Genomic DNA, 25,996 nt, shown 5'->3' on the forward strand with positions numbered 1-25,996 from the left:
CACGGCCGTCCGTCGCACACGCCGTCGCGCCACTCACAGGATCAGGAATTGCCCATGAATCGCTGGCTGCAACAGCCGCTGATGTGGTTACGCACCTTCACCACCAGCATCGCCTATCTGCCAAGCCTGTTGGCGACGCTCTATATCCTGCTTGGCTTGATCTCGGTGCTGCCTTCCGGCCTCCCCGAGCCACATGAACTGCCAGCCAGCGAGATGCTGAATGCCCTGACCTTCAAGGAGCACGACACGCCGCGCACTCTGCTGGCAGCACTGGTCGGCGGGCTCATTTCGCTGATGGTCTTCAGTTTCACCATGGTGATGAGCGTGCTGACCCAGGCGGGCGCACAGTTCTCCCACAAGCTGCTGCTGGGGCTGGTGACCGAGCGTCACCATCAGCTGGTGCTGGGACATTATCTGGGCAGTCTGCTGTTCCTGCTCATCAACCTGATGGTACCCAATACCGGCGATTCGCCAACGCTATGGCGCTCCATCGCGGTCTATCTGGGCGTGTTGATGATGGTCAATTGCCTGGGGATGTTCATCTACTTCATCCACCAGGCATCACAGTCCGTGCAGATCAATGCCGTGGCTCGCCGCCTGTCCGGGCGAACGCGGGTCTCGCTTGAACGACTGCGAGAGCGCAATCGCCACGACGGTTTCGGCGAGCGCCAGATCACTCGCGACACGTCACGCTGCCAGCTGCTGAGAGCAAAGCGACGCGGCTATGTGCAGCAGGTCGATTTCGCAGCCCTTCGCCAGCTGGCCATCGACCACGACATGATCGTGCACCTGGACTTCGCGCTCGGGGCCTTCATCGTCAGTGGCATGCCGCTGATGCGCATCGAATGGCCTGCGGGCCTGCCCGAAGGCGTCTCGGCGGGTGATGAGCTCGATGAGCACCATCAGGCAGGACTGATCAAGAAGCTGCGCGCGGCACTGGGCTATCTGGATGGGGAATCCGTCGATGACCTTCACGAGCACGGCCTGACCCAGCTGATGGAAGTCGCCATCAAGGCGCTGTCCCCCGGCATCAATGATCCGGGCACCGCACGCCTGTGCCTGCATCAACTCACCGAACTGCTCAGTGAGCGCATGCAGCTGCCCCTGTGCAACTGCTGCGTGGATGAGGAAGATCACATACGGGTCAGCTGGGAGATGGAGAGCTTCGACAGTCTGCTCTACCGCAGCATCTCCCCCATCCTGCACTATGGTCGTGATGACCTCTCGATCTGTCTGGCGCTGCTCTCGCTGCTCAAGACACTGTCACTGCTGGGCAGCGATGACGCGCAGCTGGCATTGCTGCAACAACATGCCGACAAGGTGGTGGAGGCCATCCTTGCCCAGGCACAGTTCGAGGTGGACAGGCGCTTCATCGAGCAGGGCCTCAAGGCCGGGCATCATCGTCTGACGCTGCCAGGTACCCCGTGGTGACGTGCTGGCCTGATGACTTGCTGCTGGCCTGATGACTTGATGGCTTGCTGACCTGAAGGCCTGATGGCCTGGTGACACGCAAACGCCCGCAGCGGTCGCTACCGTCTGCGGGCGTTTGCGTCGTGATGAAAGCCGTCCGTATCAGGGCTTGCGACGCCCCTTGAAGAACGACACCAGGAACAGCACCAGGAAGACGACGAACAGTACCTTGGCGATGGTGGCTGCAGTACCTGCGATACCGCCAAAGCCGAGTACGGCGGCAATCACGGCAACGATCAGAAAGATGATGGCATAGTTGAGCATGGCAATTCCTTATGTCATGGAGAACCGGTAGTGGGCGACGACCGCAGCGGCACGAAAACTGCCTCTGCATGTGGCGTCTCATTCGACGCGCTCGCCCTTCGCTCATCAGGTGTGGCAGCTGACGTGCTTGCCAGAGGGCGGAGTCACGACAGACCGCTTGATCACCTTGTCCATGTGAAGATGGTAATCAATACAAGTAAAGTCAAGGCCATGTCTCGAATCGGTAAAAGATTTCCCGCGCGGGTTGAAAGCCTCCCTCATCATCCGCAGGTCTATTTTCAGGCACACGGCAGGCGGCATCCGGTTGGCCGCACGCATGCAGCTCGGACAAGTGGCGCTGCTTGTCGGGTGCCGCCTGATCTCCATCGAAAACGCCCCGCCAGGAAGTTCCTGGCGGGGCGTTTTCGATGATGCCCATGCGTGTCGCGTCACGGCAGATCTCGTCGGCTCACACATGGGCTCAAGTGACGTTTACAGCGCCGCGATCATGGCCTCGGCATAGGCGATGAGCTCCGGCTCGCTCATGACCTCGACCCGATTCAGGCCACTGTCCTCGCTGGCAGGCCGCCCTTCCTTCACCAGCAGCGTACGCGGATAGCCCGCCCCACCGATGCGCTCGCTCAGCTGCGCATGTGCCTCACTCAGATAGACTCCGCGAGTCTCCTGCACGCACAGACTCACCAGCGGCAGACCACCTCGCGCCAGGGCCGCCTCGAAGGCCGGCAGCGCCGGACGCTGACGCACGGTGCAGTCCGGGCACCACTGCGCAATCTGATTGAGGACGAAGGTATCGCCGGCCGCCAGGCGTGCTTCGACATCGGCCAGAGTGGCGAGAGAAGACGTGTCATTGCTCATGGTTCACCTCAATACAGGGACGGATCGGATTTCTCTGGACGAGTCTTGAAACGGCGATGCAACCACAGGTACTGCTCGGGATGCTTGCGGATCGCCCCCTCGATGAAGGCATTGATGCGCGTGGCATCCGCGACATCATCGCCACTCGGGAAGTTGTCGAGTGCCGGGAGATACTCCAGCGTATAGGTACGATTGTCCGGATTGCGATGGAACATCAAGGGCATCACCGGCGCCCCTGTCATGCGGGCGATCTTGGCCGTCAGCTTGATGGAGGCGGCATCGATACCGAAGAACGGCGCGAAGACGCTGACGTCCCGACCGAAATCCTGATCCGGCGAATACCACACGCCATGCCCGCTCTTGATGCGGCGCACCACACCCCGCAGGTCATGACGGTCGATGGCCGTGCCGAAGATGCCATTGCGCGCGCGCGTCATGAAACGCTCGAACAGCGGGTTGTCATGCGGGCGATAGACGACATCGGCCGGGAAGAACAGCGAGTGCAGTGCGCCACCGAGATCCAGTGTCGAGAAATGGATGCCCACGATGAGCGCGCCCTTGCCCTGCGCCATGGCGCGCTCCATGTGCTCCTGACCCTTGAAGGTCACGCGGTCGCGCATGTGCTCCGGGTCTCGACACCACCCCGTGGCGGTCTCGAAGATGCCGATACCGTTGGCATGGAAGGTCTTGCGTACCTGACGCGCACGCTCCGCTTCGCTCCATTCGGGGAAGCACAGCTTGAGATTGGTGTCCGTGATATGGCGACGACGCTTGCCGAAACGCCATGCCAGCTCACCGATGCCGCGCCCCAGCCACAGCTTGGCGCACCAGGGCAGGAAGGCCGAGGCCTTCATGGCCCCGATTCCCAGCCAAGCCGGCCAGTAACGGGGATGCGCAAAACTCTCGGGGTAGGTCTTCTTGGCCATGACTCTCTCGTTCAACGGGCAACGGCGGCCATTGTAGACCGCCCGAGCCCTGCCGTCAGGTCAGGCGCACGTATCCACTGCCTGAGAGGCCATCGGGTCCGCCTCGCGTGCCTGACCACCGTGATAATGCTTGGGAACACGCGGCAGGATCCCTGTCAGCAGGGTATAGCTGATGGTGTCACAACTGGCGGCCACGCGATTGACCTCCAACCCCTCGCCCCACAGCACCACGCGAGAACCGACGCCCGCTTCCGGCAGGTCGGTGATATCCACCGTCAGCATGTCCATCGACACCTTGCCGGCCAGCACGGTTTCCTGGCCATCGACCAGTACGGGGGTCCCGTCCACCGCATGGCGATCGTAGCCATCCCCATAGCCACAGGCGACGACACCGATACGTGTCGGACGCGTCGCCACGAAACGTCCGGCATAGCCCACCGGCTCGCCGATGGCGATCTCGCGTACGGCAATGATGGCGGAAGACAGGGTCATCACCGGCTTCAGACGGCGGCTGGCATCATTGGCCCCTTCCAGCGGGTCCGCGCCGTACAGCATGATGCCGGGACGATTCCAGGCGGCATGCGATTGCGGCCAGGCAAGCGTCGCCGGGGAGTTGGCCAGACAGAGTGGCAGGGCAAGCTCAGCGGCAAGCGCTTCCACTGCCGCCATCTGATGCTGGAAATAATCGGGCGTCAGGCTGTCGGCCGTGGCGAAATGCGTCATCAGGTGAAGGTCCTGCGCCTTGCCACTCGCCACCAGGCGTTCCTTGACCGCCCTGGCCTGCTCGGCATCGAAGCCGAGACGATGCATGCCGGAATCGAACTTGATCCAGCAGGATATCGGCCCGGGGAGCGTTGCCGCCTCCAGGGCGGCCAGCTGCCATTCACTGTGGATGGCACACCAGAAGTCATGCTGCGCCGCCAGCTGGTATTCCGATGCCTCGAAGACACCTTCGAGCAATACCACCGGATGCGTGATACCGCCTTCCCGCAGCGCGAGCGCTTCTTCGATGGTCGCGACGGCAAATGCCGGTGCCAGATCTGCCAGCGCACGGGCACATGCCACGGCCCCGTGGCCATAGGCGTCAGCCTTGATCACGGCGAGCGAGCGGGAATTCGGCGCCAGCTCACAGGCCAGCTGATAATTGTGGCGCAGGGCATCCAGATCAATATCAGCACGCAACGGGCGGGACATGAGGCAACTCCAGACAATGAGAAAGAGGGACAGACACGACGAATCACGCACGGGTGAAGCAGCAAGTTGGGACCTGCCAACGAGCGAGCAAGGCACGCACCATTGAAAAGGAGGGGGCCAACCGGAGCAGGCGTTCTCCAGCCATCAATTATTTTCCATCATCGCGCCAAGGTCACGGTGAAAACCACCAAACATCAAGCCAACTTCTTGACGTTATCTCTGGTTTTCATCAAATCCATAGCATATTTCTCCAGAAAATCCTCACAGCTGTTGTCATTCACGCTTCACGGCGAGATTTCTGCCCCCCGATACGCGAACACCCCCACCGGCAATGGCCGATGGGGGTGTCAGGAGAAGCCGGTCAGGCCAGTATCAGATCACTGGGCCGGACCATCCAGCTCGGTGTCGTCTTCGTCCTGCAGAACCAGTGATACCTGACGATCGCGCTTGAGGCTCTCGTTCAGATCGCGCACGGTGTTGACGTCGATGATGCCCGCCGCCTGGCGCAGGTTGAGCAGATCCAGCACGTAGGTGTAACGCGAGGAGGCATAGTCCGCCAGGGCCTGATAGAGCGCCTGCTCGGCATCCAGCACATCGACGATGTTACGGGTACCGACTTCATACCCCGAGCGCGTGGCTTCCAGCGCGCTGCGGCTGGAGACGATGGCCTGCTTGCGCGCCTTGACCGTCAGGACGTCGCTGCGGACCTGACTGTAGAGCGAACGCACGCTCTGGGTGGTGGAACGCTGCTGGTCCAGCAGGTCGTACTGGCTCTGCTCCAGCAGGTGCGTGCTCTGGCGTACCTGCGCGGAAGTGCGACCACCGGTATAGATCGGCAATGACGCCTGGATACCGATCTGGTTGTATTCCTGATATCCCCCGGAGGATGCGACGTCGGTTTCATCATAGGAGTAGGTCGCGAAGGCACCGACTTCCGGCAGATGACCGGCACGCGAGGTCTTGACGTCACCCTTGGCGACATCGACACCCTTCTGCGCGGCACCGATCAAGGGATTGTTGACCAACGCCATCTCGACCCACTTGCCACGACTGGCGGGCACCGGCGCTTCGATGGCGAGATCCTCTTCCAGCCCATCGATGGAATCGTATTGCTGGCCGGTCAATTGCTGAAGTGCCTCGAAGCTGACCTGCAGGTCGGCTTCCGCGGCAATCCGCTGGGCGCGTGCGTCATCAAAGGACGCTCTGGCCTCCTGGACATCGGTGATCGCGATCAGCCCGACCTCGAACTGCTGATTGGCCTGATCCAGCTGACGGGAAAAGGCCTTCTCCTGCGCGATGCGCGCATCCAGCACATCCCGGTTGTTGAGGATGGTGAAGTATGCGGAAGCCACATCGTACAACAGCTGCTGCTGATCGGAATCCAGCAGCAGTTTCTGCTGCTCGGTACTGTCCTTGCTGGTCGCCAGCTCATACCAGTCGGCAGCGTCGAACAGCTGCTGATTCACGTTGAGCACAATGTTGCTGTCGGTGTAATCCCCTTCCACACCGCTCTGGGAATTGCCCGTGACATCGGTGCGTGACACGGTGCCGGTGGCCGAGATCTGTGGCAGCAGATCCGAAAGCTCGATCCGCTCGTTGTCCTCGACGCTCTGATACAGAGAGCGAGAGGACGACAGGCTGGCATTGTGGGTCAGCGCATCACGGGTAATGTCGAGCAGATCGGCAGCCTGGGCCTGGGTCGCGAAACCCATCGCCAGCACCAGAGGCAGTATGCGTATGTTGGCCATGTATGCGTATTCCTGATCGGTAACAGTCAGTCGTGACCTGCATGATGCGCCAAAGGCACCAAGGCAAGGGGAGATAAGGTCGTTTCACGGGCCGGCTGATGACGGCATCAGCCCCTTCGGGGGCGGGTCGTGGAAAAAGGACTCAGTCTAATCGTCGCCTTGCAAGGCGTCCAGTTAGTTGGCTAACTTCATTTGCCTTACAGCGTTTCCATCCCAGCAACAATGCAACACGGCCCCGGTGTCGAATCATATGCACCGTCATCTTTCTGCCAACCCCATAGCCTGCCAAACCAATGCTCAGAAAATATGAAAACGGCCCGCCCGCAAGCGGGGGGCCGTTTTCATGTCGTGTTGCGTCCACTATCCAGCAGGATGTCACGGATATCGGGCCAGACGATGACAGCTGCCAGTCCCGTCGATGACATGTCAGCGAATCATTCGAAGATGGATTCCAGCGACAGGCCCTGTTTCTCGAGCATGCGACGCAGTTTCTTGAGCGCCTCGACCTGAATCTGACGCACTCGCTCACGCGTCAGACCGATCTCCTCGCCGACCTCCTCCAGCGTGGCGGCTTCGTGACCCCGCAGCCCGAAGCGGCGTACCACCACTTCCATCTGCTTGTCGGTCAGCTCCGCCAGCCACTCATCGACATGTGCCTTGACGTCGACATCGACCAGACTGGACTCGGGGCTGGTGTCATTTTCATCGGCGATCGTCTCGATCAACGGCTTGTCACTCTCGCCGCCCATCGGATAGTCCACCGAGGACACTCGCTCATTGAGCCCCAGCATCTTCTTGACCGTCTCCACCGGCTTGTCGAGGAAATCGGCGATTTCCTCGGCCGTCGCCTCGTGGTCAAGCTTCTGCGTCAACTGGCGAGCAGCGCGCAGATAGATGTTGAGCTCCTTCACGACATGAATCGGCAACCGGATGGTGCGCGTCTGATTCATCAACGCGCGCTCGATGGTCTGACGGATCCACCAGGTGGCGTAGGTCGAGAAGCGGAAACCGCGCTCGGGGTCGAATTTCTCCACCGCGCGTATCAGGCCCAGATTGCCCTCCTCGATCAGGTCGAGCAGTGACAATCCGCGATTCAGATAGCGCCGTGCGATCTTGACCACCAGACGCAGGTTGGATTCGATCATGCGCTGCCGACCGGCAGGGTCTCCCGCCTGCGCCAGTCGCCCGAAATAGACTTCCTCTTCGGGTTTGAGCAATGGCGAGAAGCCGATCTCGTTGAGGTAGATCTGCGTTGCATCCAGGCTCTGGTAGTGCTTGCGCTCTTCACGGTTCAGGGCGCGTTCGAATGCCGCCTCTTCCGCTTCAGCCTCAAGCGTATCGTCTTCCTCGACATCATCGAGGGACAGCTCCACCTCGGCCTGATCGATATCCTTTTCCAGCATGCTCATGTCGATACCCCGTTGTCTCTGGTCTGGTGCCAGGAACTTCTTGTTGTGGCAGCGGTGGACGTCAGCGCTTGGGCAGGAACTTCAAGGGATCCTTCGGCTGCCCATCCTCGCGGATCTCGAAATGCAGCTGCGCACGTTCGGCGTCAGTGGCTCCCAGAGTGGCGATTACCTGTCCGGCCTCGACAACATCATTCTCCGAGACGCGGAGGCTGTCGTTGTGGGCGTAGGCACTCAGATAACGGTCATTGTGCTTGAGGATGATGAGGTTGCCGTAACCGCGCACTCCACTCCCCGCGTAGACCACAATCCCCGGCCCTGCTGCCTTGACAGGTTGCCCCTTTTGACCAGCGATATCAATGCCGCCCGTCACACTCTCGGACTCACCGAATTTGCCGATGATCTCGCCTTGCGTAGGCCACTGCCAGTCAACGTTTTTTACCGGCACATAGGTTTTCTTGGCCGGTGCCGCCTCGGGTGTGGCGCCCGCAACGTTGGTCCCCTTTTCAACCTTGTCGGAGGCACTTTTCACGTTTGCCGCCGCCTTGTCACGCTCGGCCTTGGCCGCTGCCAGCTGCTCGGCCTTCTCGCGATCCGCCGTCTCCTGCGCCGCCTTGTGAGCAGCAGCCTCGGCCTCACTCGCCCTGGCCTGGGCATTGCTGCCGGCACTCTCCAGTGTCTCACCGGCTCGGGAGGCTTCGTCCGCGGCCTGTGCACGCGCAGACTCCGCCAGCGCCTCTTCACTGCCTTCCTGATACACGGGCCCCGGGCCGACGCCCGCAGCAGCGGCCGCGCCCGTGGCAGCCGCCGCAACGCCGCCACCACCGGTGGTCAGGGACTGCGCCTGGGAAGCACGCTGCTTCTGCTGAGCAATGGCCGACTCATCCGGAGCCAGCCAGTCCGGCACCTCGCCGCCGCTGGCGATGGCGTCATCGCTGCCGCCAAGCCCGGTCGCCACCACGCCCGTGCCTGATGCCGACCCCGATGCCGTGCCGGCCGTACGGGAGTTGCCGGCATTCGCGGGCAACGGTGCCTGAGGGTCGAGGCGCAGAGTCTGCCCGGGCTGCAAGGTGTAGGGCGGGCGCAGGCCATTCATGCGCGCCACGTCACGGAAGTCCTGGCCACTCTGCCAGGCGATGCCATAGAGCGTGTCACCGCGCTGGACCGTATAGCTGTCTGCAGTGATGCGTGTCGTGCCACCACTGAGATCCTGGATCTGCGGACGCGTCGTGGCGGTACTGCACGCCGTCAGAGCGCCCAGCGCCAGACCCGCCAGCGCCAGCTTGAATCCCTTGTCCATCATGTCAGGCATGTTCCTGCTCCTTGCGGGAATCACTGGAAGAATCATCCGGTCCTGAGCGCTCACCCGCGAACCAGACCAGCAGGATACCTGCCAGCATCAGGGCAAGCGCCGCCCACAACTGGGCAGGCTCACCTGTCACGCTGGTATAGGTCTCCGGCATCATGAATTGATAATCTAGCGGTACCTGCTCCCCCTTGGGCCCCAGTCGATAATCGGTGATAGTGCGCCAGGGCCACAGCACCGGCAGCGAGCCGAGGATGAAGCCGACCAGCAGCATCAGTGTCGCGGTGTGATGGTGACGAAACAACCATGACAGTACACGCGAGAAGGTGAACAGTCCGATGGCGCAGCCACTTCCGAACAACAGGATCAGCGTCAGATCGAAGCTCTTGATACCTGTCATCACGGTGCCATAGAGGCCCATGGTCAACAGCAGGAAGCTGCCGGAAACGCCCGGCAGCAACATGGCACTGATGGCGATGGCCCCCCCGGCGACGATAACCCAGGGCGCATCAGTGCCCGCTGGCAGAAGGCTGGGCAGCTGACTGGCCAGTACCAGCCCCAGCACCAGCCACACCAGATACCCGACCCTGAAGCCGGTAATGCGCCGCGCCACGACCACACCGGAACACACCACCAGACCGAAGAAGAAGGCATTGAGCAGCAGCGGCTGCGCCTCCATCAGCCAGGTGACGAGGTGCGCCACGCTGATCAGGCTGGCGAGAATGCCGGCGGCAAGCGGTAGCAAGAACGCCAGATTCAAGTGCTGCCACAACGCCTTGACGCCCTGTTGACGCCAGACACCGATGGCGGAAGGTCCGAAGCGCTTGATGGTTTCGATCAATTCTTCATAGATGCCCGTCACGAAGGCTATCGTGCCTCCCGAGACGCCGGGCACGGCATCGGCAGCGCCCATGCCCGCCCCCTTGAAGAACACGCTCAATGCTCGTTTCACCTGATCACTCCCTCGAGCAACGGCACGAAGCGCACAGCCTCGAGCCGCTGAATATCCTGAGTGTCGCCGACGTGGCGCACTCGTGTCAGCCATTGACGATCACTGCCGTCTTCCGCCAATGGCACGATCATCACTCCCTCCGGTGCCAGCTGCTGGAGCAATGCCTGCGGCAAGTGCGAGGCACATGCCGTCACCACCACCAGATCAAACCCCGGCAGGGTCACCGACTCCTGTGCGGCCGTCTCACGCGCCGTGGTCTGCCAGCCGTGCCCGCCATCGGCGTGACGCAGCTGGACATTGTCCAGCCCGAACCACTCAAGCCGCTGCCGGGCACGCAGATGCAACAAGGCGATGCGCTCCAGCGAGGCCACCTGACCGAACAGCCGCGCCAGCAGCAGGGTCTGGTAGCCCGAACCGGTGCCGACCTCCAGCACCCGACACTGCTCGCGCGGGCGCGGTGCCGAGGCCAGAGCCAGCTCCGTCATGCGGGCATGCATGTAGGGCTGCGACAATGTCTGCCCCTGCCCCAGCGGCAGGGCGGTATCCTCATAGGCGCGATGCGCCAGCGCCTCATCGAGAAACAGATGGCGCGGTTCCGCCGCCATCAGATCCAGTACCCGCTCGTCCTGGATGCCGGCCTCTTCCAGTCGCGTGACCATGCGATCACGCGTTCGTTGAGAGGTCATGCCGATACCGCTCAACTGCGCGGCATTCGGGCGCTCCAGGCGCATGGGCACCGGTGGCGATGAGGTTCGAGTGGCCGACGAATCCGCCATGGCTTGCCCACTCTCAGACTGCACTGCGGGAAAACCGTTCTGATACACGTCCTTCATGACATCGAATTACATCCTGTCGACCGACGCGCCTGCGCCGGCTTGCTGATCGATCCCCGACACCCCTGACCGCCAGGCGGTGGCGCGCGAGGTCAACTCAGTGCTTCCAGCCACTGCTCCACATCCTGACGCGCCGCATGGGAGGTCAGGTCGGTCATCAACGGCGTGATGGACACATAGCCGGCCGCGATGGCCGCGAAATCGGTGTCCTCACCATCGTCGACTCCGTCCCCGGCCAGCGCGATCCAGTACCGGGTGCGCCCGCGAGGGTCCTGCACGGCGATCGGTGCGCCCGCCGGACCACGATGCCCCTGGCGCGTGACGCGAAATCCGCGGATCTCGTGCCAGGGAACATCCGGCACATTGACGTTGAGCAGCGAACGCGGCGGCAAGGCCAGCGTCTCGGCCGCGCCGACCAGACTCGCCGCCACACGCCCTGCCGTCTCGAAATGGGTCTTGCCACACAGCGACATCGCGATCGCCGACATGCCCAGCGAGCGGCCTTCCATCGCCGCTGCCACAGTGCCGGAATACAGCACATCGTCTCCCAGGTTGGCACCGTGGTTGATGCCGGAGATCACGATATCCGGTTTCTCGTCCCAGACACCGTTGACCCCCAGATAGACGCAATCGGCAGGGGTGCCGTCGACACTGTAGAAACCGTTGTCCATCGCGGACAGCATCAGCGGGCGACTCAGGGTCAGGGAGTTGCTGGCACCCGAACGATCACGGTCCGGTGCCACCACGCGAATTCGCGCGTGATCACACAGCGCATCATGCAGGGCCTTGAGCCCGGGGGCATGTACCCCATCATCATTGGAAAGCAGAATCTTGCGCATCGTCTCACCTGTTCATGTTCATCGCGGTGTCATGTCGTGGCGCACGCTGGGCAGGCCGCTACAGCAGCGGGTGGGCAATCAGCTCACGCAACAGGCCGGTGGCGAAGCTGCCGCGCGGAAGATCGAAATGCAGCCACGCACTGGCCGCAGTCGCCTCGGCATCGGCCTGGGCCGGCGTGATGGCCCACTCCAGGCGAGCATTGGCAGGCATCAGGCGCAGTGGCCGACGCTCGGCCTTCACGCCAGCCTTCTCGAGGCCGTCACAGAGCTGGGGCCAGCTGGACGCCAGCACCTGCTCAAGCGCCGCGACCTGCGCATGGGACTCGCCACGGCCGGTGCCCCACAGCGGGCCCGTGGGGTGGATATCCCCGTCGGCAAGGCGCCGGGTCAGCGTCTCGACAGCTTCGCTGCCATCGGTGACGAAGCGCGATCCCGTCCCGTCGAGCGCGAACACCTCACCGCTCAACGCCGTCGCCCAGCAGCCAGCCTTGAGACGCGCGGCCAGCACTTCGTTGAACAGGAAGCTGCGCGCGGTGGACAGCAGCATGCCGCTGCGATCATCACGCTTGCGCCAGCCACGTATCAGTACGGCGCGTGCACGCCCCAGGTTATGCCCCTGGTGCCCGAAACGCTGCGGACCGAAATAGTTGGGCACCCCATCGCGTATCAATGTCTGCCAGCGAGTCTCGAAATCCGGATGGGCCACGGCCTCGCCGCTCACTCGCAGCGCAAAGCGATTGCCGCGATGCACGCCACGCTTGAGCTTGCGCGGGTGCCGCACGCTGGCCAGCACGCGGGCCCCCTTCTCGGCCAAGGCCTCACTCAGATGCTCAGGGGCTTCACGCCCCGGCAACCATACCGAGACCCACTGTTGGGTAATCGCCTGCCTGTCCTTGAGTCCCGCCACGCCGATGTCACGCGGTGCCACGTCGCAAAGACCTGCCAGTTCGCGGCACAGCTCGTCAGTGGTCAGACCGCGCTTCTCGATCCAGAGCCACTGGTGCTCCCCGTGACCTTCGGGCACGAAGTCCATCAATTCCGTGACGCGAAAGTCTTCCGGCGTGTGTCGGAAGTCACCTGCGCCCAGCGGGCCGCCATGGGCATGCGGCCAGCGCTGCATCAGCTCGGCTTCCTTGACCCATGGCTCGCTGCCGGCGGCTTCCAGTGCCGTTCGCGCCGCGACAGACAGCGCATCGGACTCGGGCGGCTCAGACATGGCATTCACTTCAGACATGCTCGGCTCCACCCGCGGCGGGCAGCCTGCCAAGCACCGCCACGGCCTCGGCGGCGATGCCTTCCTTGCGACCGGTGAAACCGAGACACTCGGTAGTGGTGGCCTTGACGTTGACGACCGCCACCGGCACACACAGGTCCTCGGCGATCACCTCACGCATCGCCTGGATGTGCGGCGCCATCTTGGGGGCCTGCGCCATCACGGTGAGATCGACATTGCCGACCCCGAAACCAGCGGCATTGATCAGCCCGACGACGTGGCGCAGCAGGCCGCGACTGTCCGCCCCGGACCACTCGCTGTCGGTATCCGGGAAATGCTTGCCGATGTCGCCCATCCCGCAGGCCCCGAGCAGCGCATCGCACAACGCATGCAGCAATACATCGCCATCGGAATGCGCCACGAAGCCATGTTCGTAGGGGATCTTCACGCCGCCGATCATCAGATGATCGCCGTCGCCGAAACGGTGGACATCGAAGCCATGCCCGATGCGCAGTGACATCGGGACATGCCCGGAGGTCGCGGGGGAGGTCGTGGAACTCGAAGTGTCGGGGGTCACGGGATGATCCATCATGTCAGGCAGGTGTCCGGGGTCTGTCGGCGTGATCCTCGCGGGCCGCCAGCAACAGGCGCGCCATGGCGAGGTCTTCCGGATGGGTGATCTTGAGATTGTCGCGCGCCGCGGGCACCAGCACGGGGGATCGTCCACAGGCCTCGAGTGCCGAGGCCTCATCGGTGATGCGCTCGGGCTGCTCCGCGAGGGCGGCACGCAGCGCAGTGCGCAACAGGCCCAGCGGAAATGCCTGGGGCGTGAAGGCATGCCACAGCCCTGTCCGGGATTCGGTATGCGCGATGCGCTGCGCTGAGCCATCGGCACGCTCCACGGCTTGGCTCAGCGCAGCGGCCCGCTTCATGGTGTCACTGGCGGGAGCGGCCAGGATGGCGCCGTCGTCACTCTCGCGTGCCGCCTTGACCAGCGCCTGAATGTCGCTCTCGCGGACACAGGGACGCGCCACATCGTGTACCAGCACGAGGTCATCATCACTCGCCACTCGGCTCAGACACTCGAGTCCCGCCAGCACGCTGTCGGCACGCTCGCTGCCGCCATCGGCGCGTAGCCACTCCTGCCATGGCACCATCGTCGGCGTGAAATAGGCATCCTCCGCGCCCAGCACCAGACACAATCCGGCCTCGGGCAATGCGCGCCTGAGGGTGGTGAGGGTCGCCTCCAGGACACTGCCGCCGGGCGTCAGTTCCAGATACTGCTTGGGACGGTCAGCCTGCATGCGGCTGCCCACGCCTGCGGCGGGTACCAGATACCAGAGACGCGGCGGCGGGGCATCATTCATGCGAGTCATGGGTTGAGCACCTTGGGCAGGCCCTCTTCCAGTCCCTTGCCTTCCAGCGCCCCTTCCGCCACTTCATCCGCGGACGAGACCTGGCGCTTGGGTACCTCGACGTTGGGCACCCACAGGAACTGCTCATCCTTGCGCACCATGCCGAGATCGTTGCGCGCACGCTCCTCGATGGCCGCCAGACCATTCTTGAGATCGACCACTTCAGCGCCCAGGCGTTGATTGCGGTTGTCCAGCTGCGCCGCTTCCCCGGAGAGCTGCTGCACGCGGGCACGGATGTCGAACAATTCGGTGACGCCATTTTCGCCCCACCACAGCCGGTACTGGAGCAGAGCCAGCAGTAGCAGCAGTGAGATATTGATCCATTTGAGCATGGCAGTGTCCTTGGCCGTTGCAGCGGGCATTATGCCATCATCAGGGGACGCCGCGCAGGCTCTGCCACGCTTGACTGCGTCCTCGCCAGCGCACGTCTTTCCCCGGGGCGATTGGCGCCCTGGCGCTCATCGCCCGTCACGTCCCTCAAGGAGGCCCACCATGTACAAACTGGCATTCTTCGTTCCACACGAAGCACTGGAAGGTGTCAAGGAAGCGCTTTTCGCCACGGGTGCCGGACGCATGGGCGACTACGAGGCCTGCTGCTTCGAGACGCGCGGCACGGGGCAGTTTCGTCCGCTGGCCGGTGCCAATCCGCATATCGGCGAACGCGGCACGCTGGAACGTGTCGAGGAGGTCAAGGTCGAGATGGTGTGTGAGGACGCGCTGATTCGCACGGCAGTGGCCGCACTGCGCGAGGCGCACCCCTACGAGGAAGTGCCGATTGACTGCTGGCGACTGGAAAGCTTCTGAAGGTGCGATGCCCACCCCGGTCACGCCGTCAAGCGACGGCAGGTCCCGGGGTGAAGCCTGACCACGGCCCGCTCAGTGCTTGGGCAGATGTGTCGTCTTGAAGAAGCGCTCGCGCGTCTCGAGATCGATCTGTTCCAGATGCAACGGGAATTCGCCTTCTCCCTGGCGGGCACGACGGTCCTCGAAATAGCGCCTCAGCGCCACTTCCATGGTCGGGAAGGCCAGTGACTGCCAGGGAATCTCCTCTTCGGCGAACAGCGCCACCTCGAGACTTTCGATACCCGCGGAGAAATCACTGGTCAATTCGGCGCGAAACAGCATGTAGACCTGATTGATGTGCGGCAGATCAATCAGGGTGTAGAGGCCCTGGAGATTGACCTCGGCCCCCGCTTCCTCACGCGTCTCGCGGGCAGCGGCCTCACTGGTGGTCTCCGCGTTCTCCATGAAACCGGCCGGCAGTGTCCAGTACCCCAGGCGCGGCTCGATGGCGCGGCGACACAGCAGCACCTTGCCATCGCGTATCGGCAGGGTACCGGCGATGATGCGTGGGTTCTGATAATGGATGGTGCCGCAGCTATCACACAGGTAGCGCAGTCGATCATCTCCTTGTGGCACCGCCAGACGCACGGTCTCACCACAATGGCTGCAGTAGTTCATTCGCTCTCCCGTGAAACTCTTGAACGCCGATGCCCGGGCTCGGCTTCTGGAAATGGTGCCGCTGACTCGGCCGGCTGTCACCTCACATCTTGACCGCCTCACATCTCACGCCACAAGATGAAGGTCAACGAGGACCCGACATGCTAGAAGCTCTGCGCCAGCGCCTGCAATCCCATCACCCCCGTATCGTGAGCAACGACCAGCCACGCGCTGCGGTACTCATCGCGTTGATCGACCGCCCGGAACCGACGCTGCTGCTCACGCAACGCGCCAGTCACCTGAGTCAGCATGCCGGCCAGGTCGCCTTCCCCGGTGGCAAGGCGGAGCCGGAGGATATCAGTCTGCTGGCCACGGCGCTGCGTGAGGCCGAGGAGGAAGTGGCCCTGCCCTCCGGCGAAGTGGAGATATACGGGCAACTGAGCGATGTGATCTCGCTGCACGGCATGACCGTGACGCCTTTCGTGGGACGCATCGCTCCCGACCTGCCGCTGCGCGCCGACCCCGGCGAGATAGCGCATATCTTCGAGATGCCACTGAGCATGCTGCTGCGCGATGAACGCGCCCACACCGACGTCATCCGCGTGGGCGATGACACCTGGTACGTGCCCGGCTATCAGGTGGCCGGGCAGCTGCTGTGGGGGCTTTCCGCGATGATGCTGGTGGAGATGATGGCCATCGGGTTCGGACACACCATCAGCCTGTCCTCCCCGCCACCGCCCGGGGCTCCGTTGCGCCACCTGCCACCTCGCCCCCATGCACCACGGGCATGAGCCTCTGGCGTGATTGACGCATGTCTCGCGGGCTGAGGATTGCCAGGCCTTCCCTCAAGGCATTGCGCCCCTGCGCGTGCTGCTCTATAACACTGCGCCTTGATGCCTTCTGCCCTTTTTCCGGAGCGCCCGATGCCCGCTGCACCCGCCCCACTGCTGGACCCCACCGCGCTCAACCTGCTGATCGATGAACTGGTCGAGCATGGCTACAGCGTGCGCCCGGACTTTCTGCCGGCACACCTGATCCGCCATCTCAATGACGAGTTGCGGGCGCTGGAGAGCCATCAGCGACTGACGGCTGCGGGAATCGGACGCGGGCGAGAGCATGACCTTCGCCCGGACATCCGCGGTGATGCGATTCGCTGGCTGGATCGCGATTCGCGTGCCCAGCGTGCCTACCTGGAGGCGATGAATGCCCTCAAGGATGAACTCAACCGTGCCCTCTATCTGGGGCTGTTCGAGTACGAGGCGCATTTTGCCCACTATCCGGTCGGCAGCTTCTATCGCAAGCATCTGGACAGCTTCCGCGGGCGTGGCAATCGCCTGATTTCCAGCGTGCTCTATCTCAATGCCGACTGGCCGGCGGACGCCGGCGGCGAGATCGTGCTCTACGACCCCGAAGATGACAGCCGTGAAATCCGGCGTGTCACCCCCGAGGCCGGGACCTTCGTGTGCTTCCTTTCCGAACGGATCCCCCACGAGGTGCTGCCGACGAAACAGGCGCGCGCCAGCGTGACCGGCTGGTTCCGCCGCAACGCCTCGCAGGGCAACCTGGTCGACCCCTCCCGCTAGTGCGACCTACTCCTCTACCCTCACCTCCCCCCTTGCGACGCACGTGAGGCATGCCGCTCACACAAGGCCTCAATCTGCGTTGCGCCCGTCGGATGCCTCGCCATGGCGGGGCGCCTGGCGCTGGCTTTCGCCCTCATGAGTCTCGATCTCCTCGAGACTATCCAGGGACGCCTCGGTGATCAGCTCCGGCATGTCGACGGCCAGCTCGCGAGTCACCTCGACCAGCGGGTCATTGACCTCGGCATCCCGCAGGTGCTCCTCGGCGGCCTCGACCAGTTCCGGCCCGACGGCAAGCTCCGTTCCCAGGGGTGTCTGTGGCGCATGGGTCTCGAAGGGGGCCAGCGGCTGCGGCGCCGGACGCATCACGCGTCGCCAGACGAAGAAGGCCAGCATGCCACCGCCCATCACCGCCAGACTCAGCGCCATGCCGGGCATGGCACCCATCTCGGCCATCGGCAGTGATACGGCCGGCGGTGACAGGGTCGAGCCCACGGCATTGATCAGCAACAACCCCTGACTCATGCGCACCAGCGCCCCGGCGGGGGCACGGTCTGCCGCATGGCTGACCGCGACCGGATAGAGCGTGAAGGCCGCGCCGCCGAGCAGGAACAACACCGTCAACTGCGCGATGCCTTCGCGTGCCGGACCCATCAGCAAGGCGGCGAACCCGATGATGGCCACCGACAGGATGATCAATACCTGCTGACGATCATGACTGTCAGACCAGCGCCCGATGGGATACTGCAGCAGCATGCCGCCGAGAATCACCAGCGCCATGCGCTGCCCGATCTCCGCGGTGTCCAGCACGCCGCCCTCCCCCAATGCCAAGGGCAGCAGGCTGTAGAGCACTGCCACCACCAGCCCCGAAGCCAGGCAGCCGAACACGCCGGTCGGCGTGATGCGAATCAGACGCCAGGGACTCAACGGCTCGGATTGCTCGATCAGCGGTGATACGCGCGGCAGCAGCACCAGCGGCAATACAGACGCCGCCGCCAGCATCGCCACCAGCATGAAGGCCGCCTCGAGACTCAGCATGGCGGTTACTCCCAGCAGCAGCTGTCCGAGCACCCCCGCGCCATAAAGAACGATCATGTAGAGCGCCAGCAGGCGTCCGCGTACGGCAGGGTCGGCGGCACTCAGCAGCCAGCTCTCGATGACCAGATAGACGCCGACCAGCGACCAGCCGATCATCATGCGCAGCAGGAACCACACCACGGGATGATCGCCCAGCCCCATGGCCAGGGCGGCGACTGCCACCAGCGAGGCGAAGCCGGCGTAGGCTCGGATGTGTCCGATGCGCAGCAGCAGGCGGTCGTTGACCAGCGCTCCCAGTCCAAGCCCCAGATAGTAGGCGGAGCTGATCAGGCCGATCGCCTCGCTCGAGACACCGGCGGCAGACAGCCGCAGGGGGACCAGCGAAGTCAGCATGGCATTGCCGATCCCCAGCAAGGCAAGGCCCAGCAAGGGCGCGAGAGACATCAACAACAGATGACGGGGCATGACCAGTTCCTCGGCCAGGCGCAGGACTGCGTTCGGCCAATGCCGCAAGGTGCGGAGAGCTACGGGAGAGGGAAGCGCCCTGCAGGAATCTCGCAAGGCGCGGGCAATATAGTGACAGTCTGCGCCAAATCCAAGTGTTTTTGCGTCAGCTTCACGTCATTTCGCGACATCGTTCATTGTCTCGCCCCGAATCTGGTGGCCAGCCCAGTCAGGCGCACGCGCGTGGGGCGGCTGGATCATGCCTCGGTAGCGAGCATCGCCCACTCCACACCCGCCACGCGAGCCCTTCAGGACATCGGAACGCGGAAGATGACGCTATCGCTCGCAATCTGCTCGAAGGCCAGGCCATGGGTCCGCGCCAGCCAGGCGAAGGTCGTCGGGCTGAACAGGCAGACATGGGTCGGGTCACGCAGATAGTGCCAACGCTTGAGCGCATCCAGATCATCCGCGGCGGGTTGCGTCATGATCCCCAGCAGGCCACCGGGTTTGAGACACCCAAGCCACTGACGGAAGACATCGCCGGGCGCGTAGAGATGCTCGATCACCTCGGTACTGACGATGAAATCATGCTGACGGGCGAGCGCTGCCGGGTTCGGGTGGTAATACAGATCATGCAATGCCATCGGGTGGCCGACTTCCTCGAACATCCGTGCCAGGGCTGGCCCCGGCCCACAACCGAAATCGAGCCCGCTGGCACCGGCCGCCAGCCGCTCGCACATCGGCGTGAACAGCCTGGACAGGAAGGTGCGATAGCGCGGGTCTGCCGGGTCATTCTGATGCTGGTCGTAGATGTCCTGCTCTGCGCGGGCATCCAGTCGTTGAGAGGGTGCGAGATACAGCAGATGGCATTCGCCACACCGCAGGTAATCACGCTCGTCGGCAGGCGGACGCTGACCGGTCTGCGGACATGGCTTGCGTCGTTGCACCAGATGAAGCACCGGTTGACTGCCATGCGTCGCGCATAACGGGCATTGATGGTCGGATTCAGGCAATGGCTGTGCCGGGGACTCGGGGGCAATGGGGGAAGATGACATCAGGGCTCCGCACAGGGCAAGGGACACGACAGGAACAAGACATGACAGGACGAGCACATCAGGGAAAGCGCATCAGGGAAAGCATCACCGAAAAGCACTACTGGAAAGCACTACTGGAAAGCACGGCACACGAGAACCGCTCGGGCAGTGCCGTGGTCTGACTGTCTGACAGAGCGCCTCGGGACCACGCCAGCGACGTGATCCCGGATGTGCCGATGCCAGCATGATACTGGCAGAGGAAACGGGCCGCACCCCGTGCCACACACGACGAAGGTCACTGCGTGTCCCCCGATGCCTCGAACCTGCATGACGTACGCCCCTCTGGCACAATGGGGCGCGACGGGCAGCGCAGGACTCGCCCTCTGACCAGTGCGGTATCTCACGCCAGACCACCGGAACTTCATGTGTGACGATGGAAAAGACTCTCAAGCGTTTTGAAAAGGCCCTGGAACAACGCCTTTTACCTCTCAAGGCCAATGCCGTCGCCTGGCTATGGCAGCGACTCTCGGGCCTGACCACCCGCCAGCTGTGGTGGATGGCGCGCCCGGTCGCGCGTCTCGTGCAACTGCTCAATCCGCGGGAACGGCGCGTCACGCGCAGAAATCTTGGCCAGGCCTTCCCTCATCAGCCGCGTGAGGCACGCGCACGCCTCGTGACCGAGAGCCTCGCGCACTCCACCGCCACCATGCTGGAGCTGGGCAAGGTATGGCTGGGTGATGAAGACGCGGTGCGCGATTCGATTCTCGAGGTGCACGGTCGCAATCTGCTCGACGAAGCCCGTGCCGAGGGACGTGGCGTGATCGTGCTGGCGCCGCACTTCGGCAACTGGGAAGTGCTCAATTTCTGGCTCTCGAGCCATTTCCCCTTCACTGCCATGTACGAGCCTCCCAAGTTCGAGCGGCTCGACCCGATCATTCGCAACGGGCGTGAGCGCATGGGGGCGAGACTGGTGCCTACCAACTCCCGCGGCGTGGCAGCGTTGCTGAAGGCGCTCAAGCGCGCCGAGGCGATCGGCATCCTACCGGATCAGGAACCGGGACGCGGCAGCGGTGTCTTCGCCGACTTCTACGGCCGCCCCGCCTACACCGCCACTCTGCTCCCCAAGCTGGTGGCGAGAACCGACGCCCGCGTGGTGACCGGTGTCGCTCAACGCCTGGAAGATGGCCATGGCTTCGCCATCCACTTCCTCGCCGCGGATGAGGCGGTCTACACCGAAGACGAGGTCATCTCGGCGCGGGGAGTGAATGCCTCAGTGGAAGCCGCGATCGCCCTGGCGCCCGCGCAGTATCAATGGGAATACAAGCGCTGGCGCAAGAGCCCGGAAGAACTGGACGAGCAGCCGGGCTGGCGTGAGAAGCGCTTCTATCCCCGGGACGATTCCTGGCTTTCCCTCAAGGGCTGGCGCCGCCACCTCAAGTACCGCCGCCGCAACGCGAAGCGCTCCTGACTCTCCAGGGACAGGGCAGCACTGGCGCAAACCGGCACAAGCTTCCAGACTTTCCTGCACGGCGGCGAGCGATGCCAGTCGACTTGCCGAGGTAGCGGCGACAGGCCAGGGAGGCAGTGGAGCACATGAGCAAGCGCCAACAGGAAATCCGTGGATGCGCAAGCATCAGACAGCTGATGGGGACGGCGCTCATCGGCTGTCTCTGCGCGTCGTCTCCTGCCTGGAGCGAGGCAAGCAGCAACGACACCCTCGATGGCGAGACCTCTGCTCATGCCCCGACTCTGGCATTGCAGGCGGCAAGCTCGGTTCCCGAGGACGCCCCCTCCCTGAGGCTGCCACCAGGGGCCGGCATGACTCGGCTGGCATCGATTCAGGCACCTCGCATGCTGCACCTCACCGCTCACGATGAGGTGTTGATCGGCTCGCGGGCCGGCAAGCTCTACCGAGGCCAGCTGGCCGATGATGGCAGCCTCAAGCGCATGGAAGTGCTGGTCGAGCTGGAAGGCTATCCCCACTCTGCCGTCGTCCGCGATGCGCGCCTGTATGTCGCGACCACGGACGCCCTGCTGGTCGCGGACTACCATCCCGGGATCTCCCTTGCCCCGAGCGACTTCCAGCGCGTGATCGCGATTCCCGGCGGCGGTGGCCACAACTCGCGTACGCTGAGCCTGGGCCCTGACAATGGCCTGTATCTGGCGCTGGGGATCCAAGGCAACTGCTCCGATCAGTATCTGGCGGGCACCTCGCCTCGCTACCCACAGCAACAGCGCCGTGGGGGAGTGATGCGCCTTGAGGAAAGTGGCGAGCCTCCCGAGTGGCGGGCGTGGGCGAGTGGTCTGCGCAACCCCGTCGGCCTGGTCTGGCAGGCACTGGCGACAGGAGAGACGCGCCTGCTGGCCACCAACAACGGACCGGACCACTGGGGCTACGAGCATCCTCGCGAGCTGGTGGTCGCTGCCCGCGAAGGCAGCTTCCATGGCATGCCCTGGTATCAGTGGATCGATGGCCGCTGGCAGGCAGATGATTGCATCACGAGCGATTCACCGCGCGAACGTGACGAGATTGCACCGCCACTGGCCGAGATCCCCGCTCGCAGTGCGCCGATGGGTATCGCGGTGGTGCCGCCTGGGCATCCATTGGCTGCTGACATGGATGTCGTGGTGGCAGTCCACGGCAGCTGGGGCACGGCACCGTCCGGCAAAGCGTGGGGAGACCCCGCCAGTCGTCGTGAGCCTCGCCTGCTGGGCCTCAAGCTGGCGACGCCAGACACTGAAGCACACCTAGTGCCGGTACTGACCGGCCTGCAGGATGCCGCCAGCGGCGAGCGCTGGATACGCCCACTGGATGTAGCATTCGGCAAGGATGGCAGCCTCTACCTGACCAGCGATACCGGAGCCTCAGGACTCTATCGGATCACCTTCTCTCAATGACCTCCAGCCGCCTCTGACTCGACACGGCGGCTCACGCGTTGATTCTTCGCCCAAGCGTTGAGCGAGCGTCTCGACGCTCTGCATCCATGGGGTGATCACATGCGTATGCTCTCAGGACGACGCCATCGCCGGAGCCTGCGCCATGACAAAGCCCTCCATCTTCTCGCCAGTTGCCAGCCCTGCCCCCAGGGCTGTCCGTTCGGGCAGCGCCCTGACGCGCCCCCCGTGGCTGAGCATCATCATGCCAGTCCACAATGAGGCATCCGGTATCGTCTCGGCCTTGATCGCCTTGAGCCCAATGCGCGCGAGCGGGGATTGCGAGGTCATCGTGGTCGATGGCGGCTCCACGGATACTACCCGCGAGCTGGCAACGCCGCTGTGCGATCGCTGCCTGAGCAGTGATCCGGGCCGGGCAACGCAGATGAACGCCGGTGCCTCTCAGGCTCGTGGTCAATGGCTGCTGTTCCTGCATGCCGACACGCGCCTGCCGGCACATGTCCTCTCGGTACTGTCAGAGACCCTCGCCGAGCATCGCGAGTGCGACTGGGGTCGCTTCGATGTCGACATCGAAGGAGATTCTCCGCTGCTGCCCGTGATCGCCATGCTGATGAATCTGCGCTCGCGCCTGACCAGCATCAGCACAGGTGATCAGACCCAGTTCGTACGACGCTCCACCTTCGAGGCCATCGAGGGCTTTCCCGTCGTGCCCCCTGATGGAGGACATCCAGCTGAGCGTCAGGCTCAAGCGACTGACCTCGCCGCTGAACCTCTCCGCCAGAGTCACCACCAGTGGAAGACGCTGGGAAACCCATGGCGTCTGTCGCACCATCCTCAAGATGTGGGGGCTGCGCCTGGCAGCCTGGGGTGGCGTATCTCCTGTCCGTCTGGCGCGCCTCTATGGATATGGTGCCGCCGCTCAGGCCTGCGAACAGCGTGGCTTGCCTCATGCCTGAAGCCTCGCTTGCTGGCAGGGAAACCGACACGGCCGCGTATGACATGCGCCCGACGCTCATCATCTTCGGCCGCCTGCCACTGGCCGGACAATGCAAGACGCGGCTGATCCCTGCCCTCGGTCCCGAGGGGGCGGCACGCCTCTACTCGCGCATGCTGCGCAGAATCGTTCAGCAGGCCTGCGCCTCACGCCTCGGCAAGGTGGTCGTGATGCTGACTCCCTCCCCCGAGCACGCTCGGCAGCAACCTGAGCTGGCAGCCCTGCTGACGGAACTTGAGGATCAGTGGCGTGCAGAGAGCATGGCGGCACATGGCAGGCGGATCACGCTCGAGGCACAGCCACAGGGTGGGCTTGGGGAGCGCATGCATCAGGCCATGCTGCGCCACCTGCCCGCAGGCCCCGTGCTGCTGATGGGCTCTGACCTGCCCGCATTGGACAGTCAACGTCTGCGCGAGGCGGCGCGGTGCCTGCATGACCATGAGGCGGTGCTGCAGCCCAGCGAAGACGGGGGATACGGATTGATTGGCCTGAAAGCAGCCTGCCCGGCGGCCTTCCAGCTGGATCACTGGAGCCATGCCGACGTGAGCCGGGAGACTCTTGCACTGCTGGCTCAGGCAGGCAGAAGCGTCGGTTGCCTGCCTGTCAGCTGGGATGTCGATGAGCCTCACGATCTGGTGCGCCTGAGGCGACACTTCCCAGCCCTGATGGCGAACCTCTCCTCCTGTCAGCCTGCATGACATCTTTCCTGCAGCGCATGACACGCTTCCCGCATCGCAGGAAGCCCTTTCAGCATCGCAGAAGGCCTCCCAAAGTCGCATGGGTTTTAGGGCGGCAGAGGCTTTTCCTGCACCGCAGGACTGTTACACTCGAGATATCGTGACGTCTGAGTCACAGCTTGACGGGGTGCCGGTAAGACCGGCTGAGATGTCATTCGCACTGTTCGAGGCCTTGCATCGAGGTGCGTGAATGACGATCCCGCCGAACCTGATCCGGTTAGTACCGGCGTAGGGATCAAGCGCGAAGTGTTGCCGCACATCATCTTCACCTCTTCCAGGTGAACGCCGCACCTCCCCCCGCTTTTTCCCTGCAGATTGCCGGACCTGACCACGCTCGAGCCAGACCTTTGCCACTCCATCACGGATTGGCAGCACGCTCACCGAGGGATGCGTCGATGCCCAGCTTTTCAGACCTGACCAGTGCCTGCGCCGAGGAATGGCGCGACTATCTCGAGCATGACTTCGTTCGCCAGCTCGGGGAAGGTCGTCTGCCAGAGGAGTCCTTCCGCCATTACCTGCAGCAGGACTACCTGTTCCTGATCCACTTCGCGCGCGCCTGGGCGCTGGCCGCCTACAAGAGCCGCACCCTCGCGGAGCTGCGTCAGGCCACGGCCAGTCTCGACACCATCCTCAATACCGAGCTCGATCTGCATATCGGCTACTGCAGCGAGTGGGGCATCAGCGAGGATGACCTGAGTGAGCTGCCGGAATCGCGTGCCACCCTGGCCTATACCCGTTACGTACTGGATTGCGGCCAGCGCGGCGACCTGCTCGATCTGCACGTGGCGCTCGCGCCTTGCCTGATCGGCTACGGCGAGATCGCCGAGTGGCTGCTGGATCAGGACACCACCGAGATCGAGGACAATCCGTACGCGGACTGGATCGCGATGTACTCCAGCGATGACTTCAAGGAAGCGGTGGACGCCGAACGTGAATGGCTGGACGCTCGGCTCTCGGAGGTCTCGGAGCGCCGGCTGGGCGAACTGGTGGATGTCTTCCGCGATGCGACACGTCTCGAGATCGACTTCTGGCAGATGGGCCTTGATCGCGACTGATCCGTGGCAGGCCGTCGCCTGACAGGCCGCACCAGCGCGAACGGAAGACACACCGATTTTCATCGGCCTGGGGACGTGGTCCTCTCGCCAATCATTCAGACACACCACAGGCCATCAGAGCCTGAATGCGAGCACGATGATCTGGGCCAACACTACGCTCAGCACAGGTCATGCCCGCATTGAACTCTGAGCACGCTTGACGGGGTGCCGGTGGAACCGGCTGAGATCCTGCATGCATCACCTCGCCGCCAAATGGGCGAGGCTGCCAGCAAGGGGTCCCGTGGAACCTGAACCGGTTAGGACCGGCGTAGGAATCAAGCTGATGGTCAGCCGCTGCCCGCGGCCGCCTCGCTCCCGG

Annotated in this window: 27 protein-coding genes, 1 pseudogene and 2 riboswitches; of the genes and pseudogenes, 10 read left to right on the top strand and 18 right to left on the bottom strand. The window is 63.6% G+C overall.

Annotated features, from left to right (window positions below):
- Positions 1-54 precede the first annotated feature (54 nt).
- Positions 55-1,431 (top strand): DUF2254 domain-containing protein, encoded by a 1,377-nt coding sequence (locus ACZYGA_RS02335; protein WP_127734649.1) that lies wholly within the window; start codon positions 55-57, stop codon positions 1,429-1,431.
- Positions 1,432-1,572: 141 nt separating this feature from the next.
- Here ACZYGA_RS02335 and ACZYGA_RS02340 read toward each other — a convergent pair whose 3' ends face one another.
- The 14 genes from ACZYGA_RS02340 to ftsB form a co-directional block, all read right to left on the bottom strand.
- Entirely contained in the window at positions 1,573-1,734 is a 162-nt protein-coding gene (locus ACZYGA_RS02340) for a DUF1328 domain-containing protein (protein WP_084208047.1), read from the bottom strand.
- Positions 1,735-2,205: 471 nt separating this feature from the next.
- On the bottom strand, positions 2,206-2,589 hold the full coding sequence (locus ACZYGA_RS02345; RefSeq protein ID WP_404625010.1) for a TlpA family protein disulfide reductase: 384 nt from the start codon (positions 2,587-2,589) through the stop codon (positions 2,206-2,208).
- Positions 2,590-2,597: 8 nt separating this feature from the next.
- Positions 2,598-3,515: an LpxL/LpxP family Kdo(2)-lipid IV(A) lauroyl/palmitoleoyl acyltransferase gene (lpxL, locus tag ACZYGA_RS02350; RefSeq protein ID WP_077375072.1), complete on the bottom strand. Its 918-nt coding sequence runs from the start codon at positions 3,513-3,515 to the stop codon at positions 2,598-2,600.
- A 60-nt stretch (positions 3,516-3,575) separates the two neighbouring features.
- Positions 3,576-4,709: an alanine racemase gene (gene alr / locus ACZYGA_RS02355; protein WP_303565348.1), complete on the bottom strand. Its 1,134-nt coding sequence runs from the start codon at positions 4,707-4,709 to the stop codon at positions 3,576-3,578.
- A gap of 377 nt (positions 4,710-5,086) precedes the next feature.
- Positions 5,087-6,457 (bottom strand): TolC family outer membrane protein, encoded by a 1,371-nt coding sequence (locus tag ACZYGA_RS02360; RefSeq protein WP_077375077.1) that lies wholly within the window; start codon positions 6,455-6,457, stop codon positions 5,087-5,089.
- Between the two features lie 434 nt (positions 6,458-6,891).
- On the bottom strand, positions 6,892-7,866 hold the full coding sequence (gene rpoS, locus ACZYGA_RS02365) for an RNA polymerase sigma factor RpoS (RefSeq protein WP_077375080.1): 975 nt from the start codon (positions 7,864-7,866) through the stop codon (positions 6,892-6,894).
- A gap of 61 nt (positions 7,867-7,927) precedes the next feature.
- Positions 7,928-9,175: a peptidoglycan DD-metalloendopeptidase family protein gene (locus ACZYGA_RS02370; protein WP_404625007.1), complete on the bottom strand. Its 1,248-nt coding sequence runs from the start codon at positions 9,173-9,175 to the stop codon at positions 7,928-7,930.
- A complete protein-coding gene (locus ACZYGA_RS02375; protein WP_240499669.1) occupies positions 9,168-10,121 on the bottom strand; it encodes a DUF368 domain-containing protein in 954 nt (317 codons plus the stop codon). The genes ACZYGA_RS02370 and ACZYGA_RS02375 overlap by 8 nt, the downstream gene beginning before the upstream one ends.
- The gene (locus ACZYGA_RS02380) at positions 10,118-10,852 is read right to left on the bottom strand and encodes a protein-L-isoaspartate(D-aspartate) O-methyltransferase (RefSeq protein WP_084209621.1); all 735 of its coding nucleotides are present in this window, start codon (positions 10,850-10,852) and stop codon (positions 10,118-10,120) included. The genes ACZYGA_RS02375 and ACZYGA_RS02380 overlap by 4 nt, the downstream gene beginning before the upstream one ends.
- 194 nt (positions 10,853-11,046) lie before the next feature.
- Positions 11,047-11,793: a 5'/3'-nucleotidase SurE gene (surE, locus tag ACZYGA_RS02385; RefSeq protein WP_136938778.1), complete on the bottom strand. Its 747-nt coding sequence runs from the start codon at positions 11,791-11,793 to the stop codon at positions 11,047-11,049.
- A gap of 58 nt (positions 11,794-11,851) precedes the next feature.
- Positions 11,852-13,027: a tRNA pseudouridine(13) synthase TruD gene (gene truD / locus ACZYGA_RS02390; protein ID WP_404625004.1), complete on the bottom strand. Its 1,176-nt coding sequence runs from the start codon at positions 13,025-13,027 to the stop codon at positions 11,852-11,854.
- Entirely contained in the window at positions 13,020-13,526 is a 507-nt protein-coding gene (gene ispF / locus ACZYGA_RS02395) for a 2-C-methyl-D-erythritol 2,4-cyclodiphosphate synthase (protein ID WP_404625310.1), read from the bottom strand. Before ispF ends, truD begins: the two co-directional genes overlap by 8 nt.
- Before the next feature lie 73 nt (positions 13,527-13,599).
- Positions 13,600-14,382 carry a 2-C-methyl-D-erythritol 4-phosphate cytidylyltransferase gene (gene ispD, locus ACZYGA_RS02400; protein ID WP_404625003.1) on the bottom strand — a complete coding sequence of 261 codons (783 nt, stop codon included), beginning with the start codon at positions 14,380-14,382 and terminating at the stop codon, positions 13,600-13,602.
- Positions 14,379-14,753, bottom strand: coding sequence for a cell division protein FtsB (ftsB, locus tag ACZYGA_RS02405; protein WP_404625001.1), 375 nt, complete (start codon positions 14,751-14,753; stop codon positions 14,379-14,381). The genes ispD and ftsB overlap by 4 nt, the downstream gene beginning before the upstream one ends.
- Before the next feature lie 160 nt (positions 14,754-14,913).
- Here ftsB and ACZYGA_RS02410 point away from each other — a divergent pair, with 160 nt between their 5' ends.
- Positions 14,914-15,225: a YqfO family protein gene (locus ACZYGA_RS02410; RefSeq protein ID WP_077375094.1), complete on the top strand. Its 312-nt coding sequence runs from the start codon at positions 14,914-14,916 to the stop codon at positions 15,223-15,225.
- Positions 15,226-15,297: 72 nt separating this feature from the next.
- Here ACZYGA_RS02410 and ACZYGA_RS02415 read toward each other — a convergent pair whose 3' ends face one another.
- On the bottom strand, positions 15,298-15,882 hold the full coding sequence (locus ACZYGA_RS02415; RefSeq protein WP_404624999.1) for an NUDIX hydrolase: 585 nt from the start codon (positions 15,880-15,882) through the stop codon (positions 15,298-15,300).
- A gap of 140 nt (positions 15,883-16,022) precedes the next feature.
- On the opposite strand from ACZYGA_RS02415, the gene ACZYGA_RS02420 reads away from it, so the two are divergent.
- Together ACZYGA_RS02420 and ACZYGA_RS02425 are read left to right on the top strand one after the other, a co-directional pair.
- Complete coding sequence (locus tag ACZYGA_RS02420) at positions 16,023-16,652, top strand: CoA pyrophosphatase (RefSeq protein WP_136938781.1); 630 nt, start codon at positions 16,023-16,025, stop codon at positions 16,650-16,652.
- Between the two features lie 132 nt (positions 16,653-16,784).
- On the top strand, positions 16,785-17,444 hold the full coding sequence (locus ACZYGA_RS02425; protein ID WP_084208041.1) for a 2OG-Fe(II) oxygenase: 660 nt from the start codon (positions 16,785-16,787) through the stop codon (positions 17,442-17,444).
- A 69-nt stretch (positions 17,445-17,513) separates the two neighbouring features.
- On the opposite strand, the gene ACZYGA_RS02430 is transcribed toward ACZYGA_RS02425, so the two are convergent.
- Positions 17,514-18,944 (bottom strand): MFS transporter, encoded by a 1,431-nt coding sequence (locus ACZYGA_RS02430; protein WP_077375105.1) that lies wholly within the window; start codon positions 18,942-18,944, stop codon positions 17,514-17,516.
- Positions 18,945-19,231: 287 nt separating this feature from the next.
- Positions 19,232-19,978: a class I SAM-dependent methyltransferase gene (locus ACZYGA_RS02435; protein ID WP_404624996.1), complete on the bottom strand. Its 747-nt coding sequence runs from the start codon at positions 19,976-19,978 to the stop codon at positions 19,232-19,234.
- A gap of 412 nt (positions 19,979-20,390) precedes the next feature.
- Here ACZYGA_RS02435 and ACZYGA_RS02440 point away from each other — a divergent pair, with 412 nt between their 5' ends.
- Positions 20,391-21,425: a lysophospholipid acyltransferase family protein gene (locus ACZYGA_RS02440; RefSeq protein ID WP_404624995.1), complete on the top strand. Its 1,035-nt coding sequence runs from the start codon at positions 20,391-20,393 to the stop codon at positions 21,423-21,425.
- 125 nt (positions 21,426-21,550) lie between these two features.
- Positions 21,551-22,855 carry a PQQ-dependent sugar dehydrogenase gene (locus ACZYGA_RS02445; RefSeq protein ID WP_404624993.1) on the top strand — a complete coding sequence of 435 codons (1,305 nt, stop codon included), beginning with the start codon at positions 21,551-21,553 and terminating at the stop codon, positions 22,853-22,855.
- Positions 22,856-22,966: 111 nt separating this feature from the next.
- Here ACZYGA_RS02445 and ACZYGA_RS02450 read toward each other — a convergent pair whose 3' ends face one another.
- Positions 22,967-23,182 (bottom strand): hypothetical protein, encoded by a 216-nt coding sequence (locus ACZYGA_RS02450; RefSeq protein ID WP_404625324.1) that lies wholly within the window; start codon positions 23,180-23,182, stop codon positions 22,967-22,969.
- Here ACZYGA_RS02450 and ACZYGA_RS02455 point away from each other — a divergent pair.
- The 4 genes and pseudogenes from ACZYGA_RS02455 to tenA form a co-directional block, all read left to right on the top strand.
- A pseudogene (locus ACZYGA_RS02455) lies at positions 23,097-23,387 on the top strand (glycosyltransferase); the annotation flags it as partial. The gene ACZYGA_RS02450 and the pseudogene ACZYGA_RS02455 sit on opposite strands and share 86 nt — an antisense overlap.
- Positions 23,388-23,568: 181 nt before the next feature.
- Positions 23,569-23,808, top strand: coding sequence for a hypothetical protein (locus tag ACZYGA_RS02460; RefSeq protein WP_404625322.1), 240 nt, complete (start codon positions 23,569-23,571; stop codon positions 23,806-23,808).
- 43 nt (positions 23,809-23,851) lie between these two features.
- Complete coding sequence (locus tag ACZYGA_RS02465; protein WP_404624992.1) at positions 23,852-24,544, top strand: TIGR04282 family arsenosugar biosynthesis glycosyltransferase; 693 nt, start codon at positions 23,852-23,854, stop codon at positions 24,542-24,544.
- A 152-nt stretch (positions 24,545-24,696) separates the two neighbouring features.
- Positions 24,697-24,835, top strand: a riboswitch (TPP riboswitch).
- A gap of 143 nt (positions 24,836-24,978) precedes the next feature.
- Positions 24,979-25,638: a thiaminase II gene (gene tenA / locus ACZYGA_RS02470; protein ID WP_077375119.1), complete on the top strand. Its 660-nt coding sequence runs from the start codon at positions 24,979-24,981 to the stop codon at positions 25,636-25,638.
- 190 nt (positions 25,639-25,828) lie between these two features.
- A riboswitch (TPP riboswitch) is annotated at positions 25,829-25,969 on the top strand.
- Positions 25,970-25,996: the final 27 nt, after the last annotated feature.

The sequence above is a fragment of the Cobetia sp. BL01 genome, assembly GCF_056493605.1.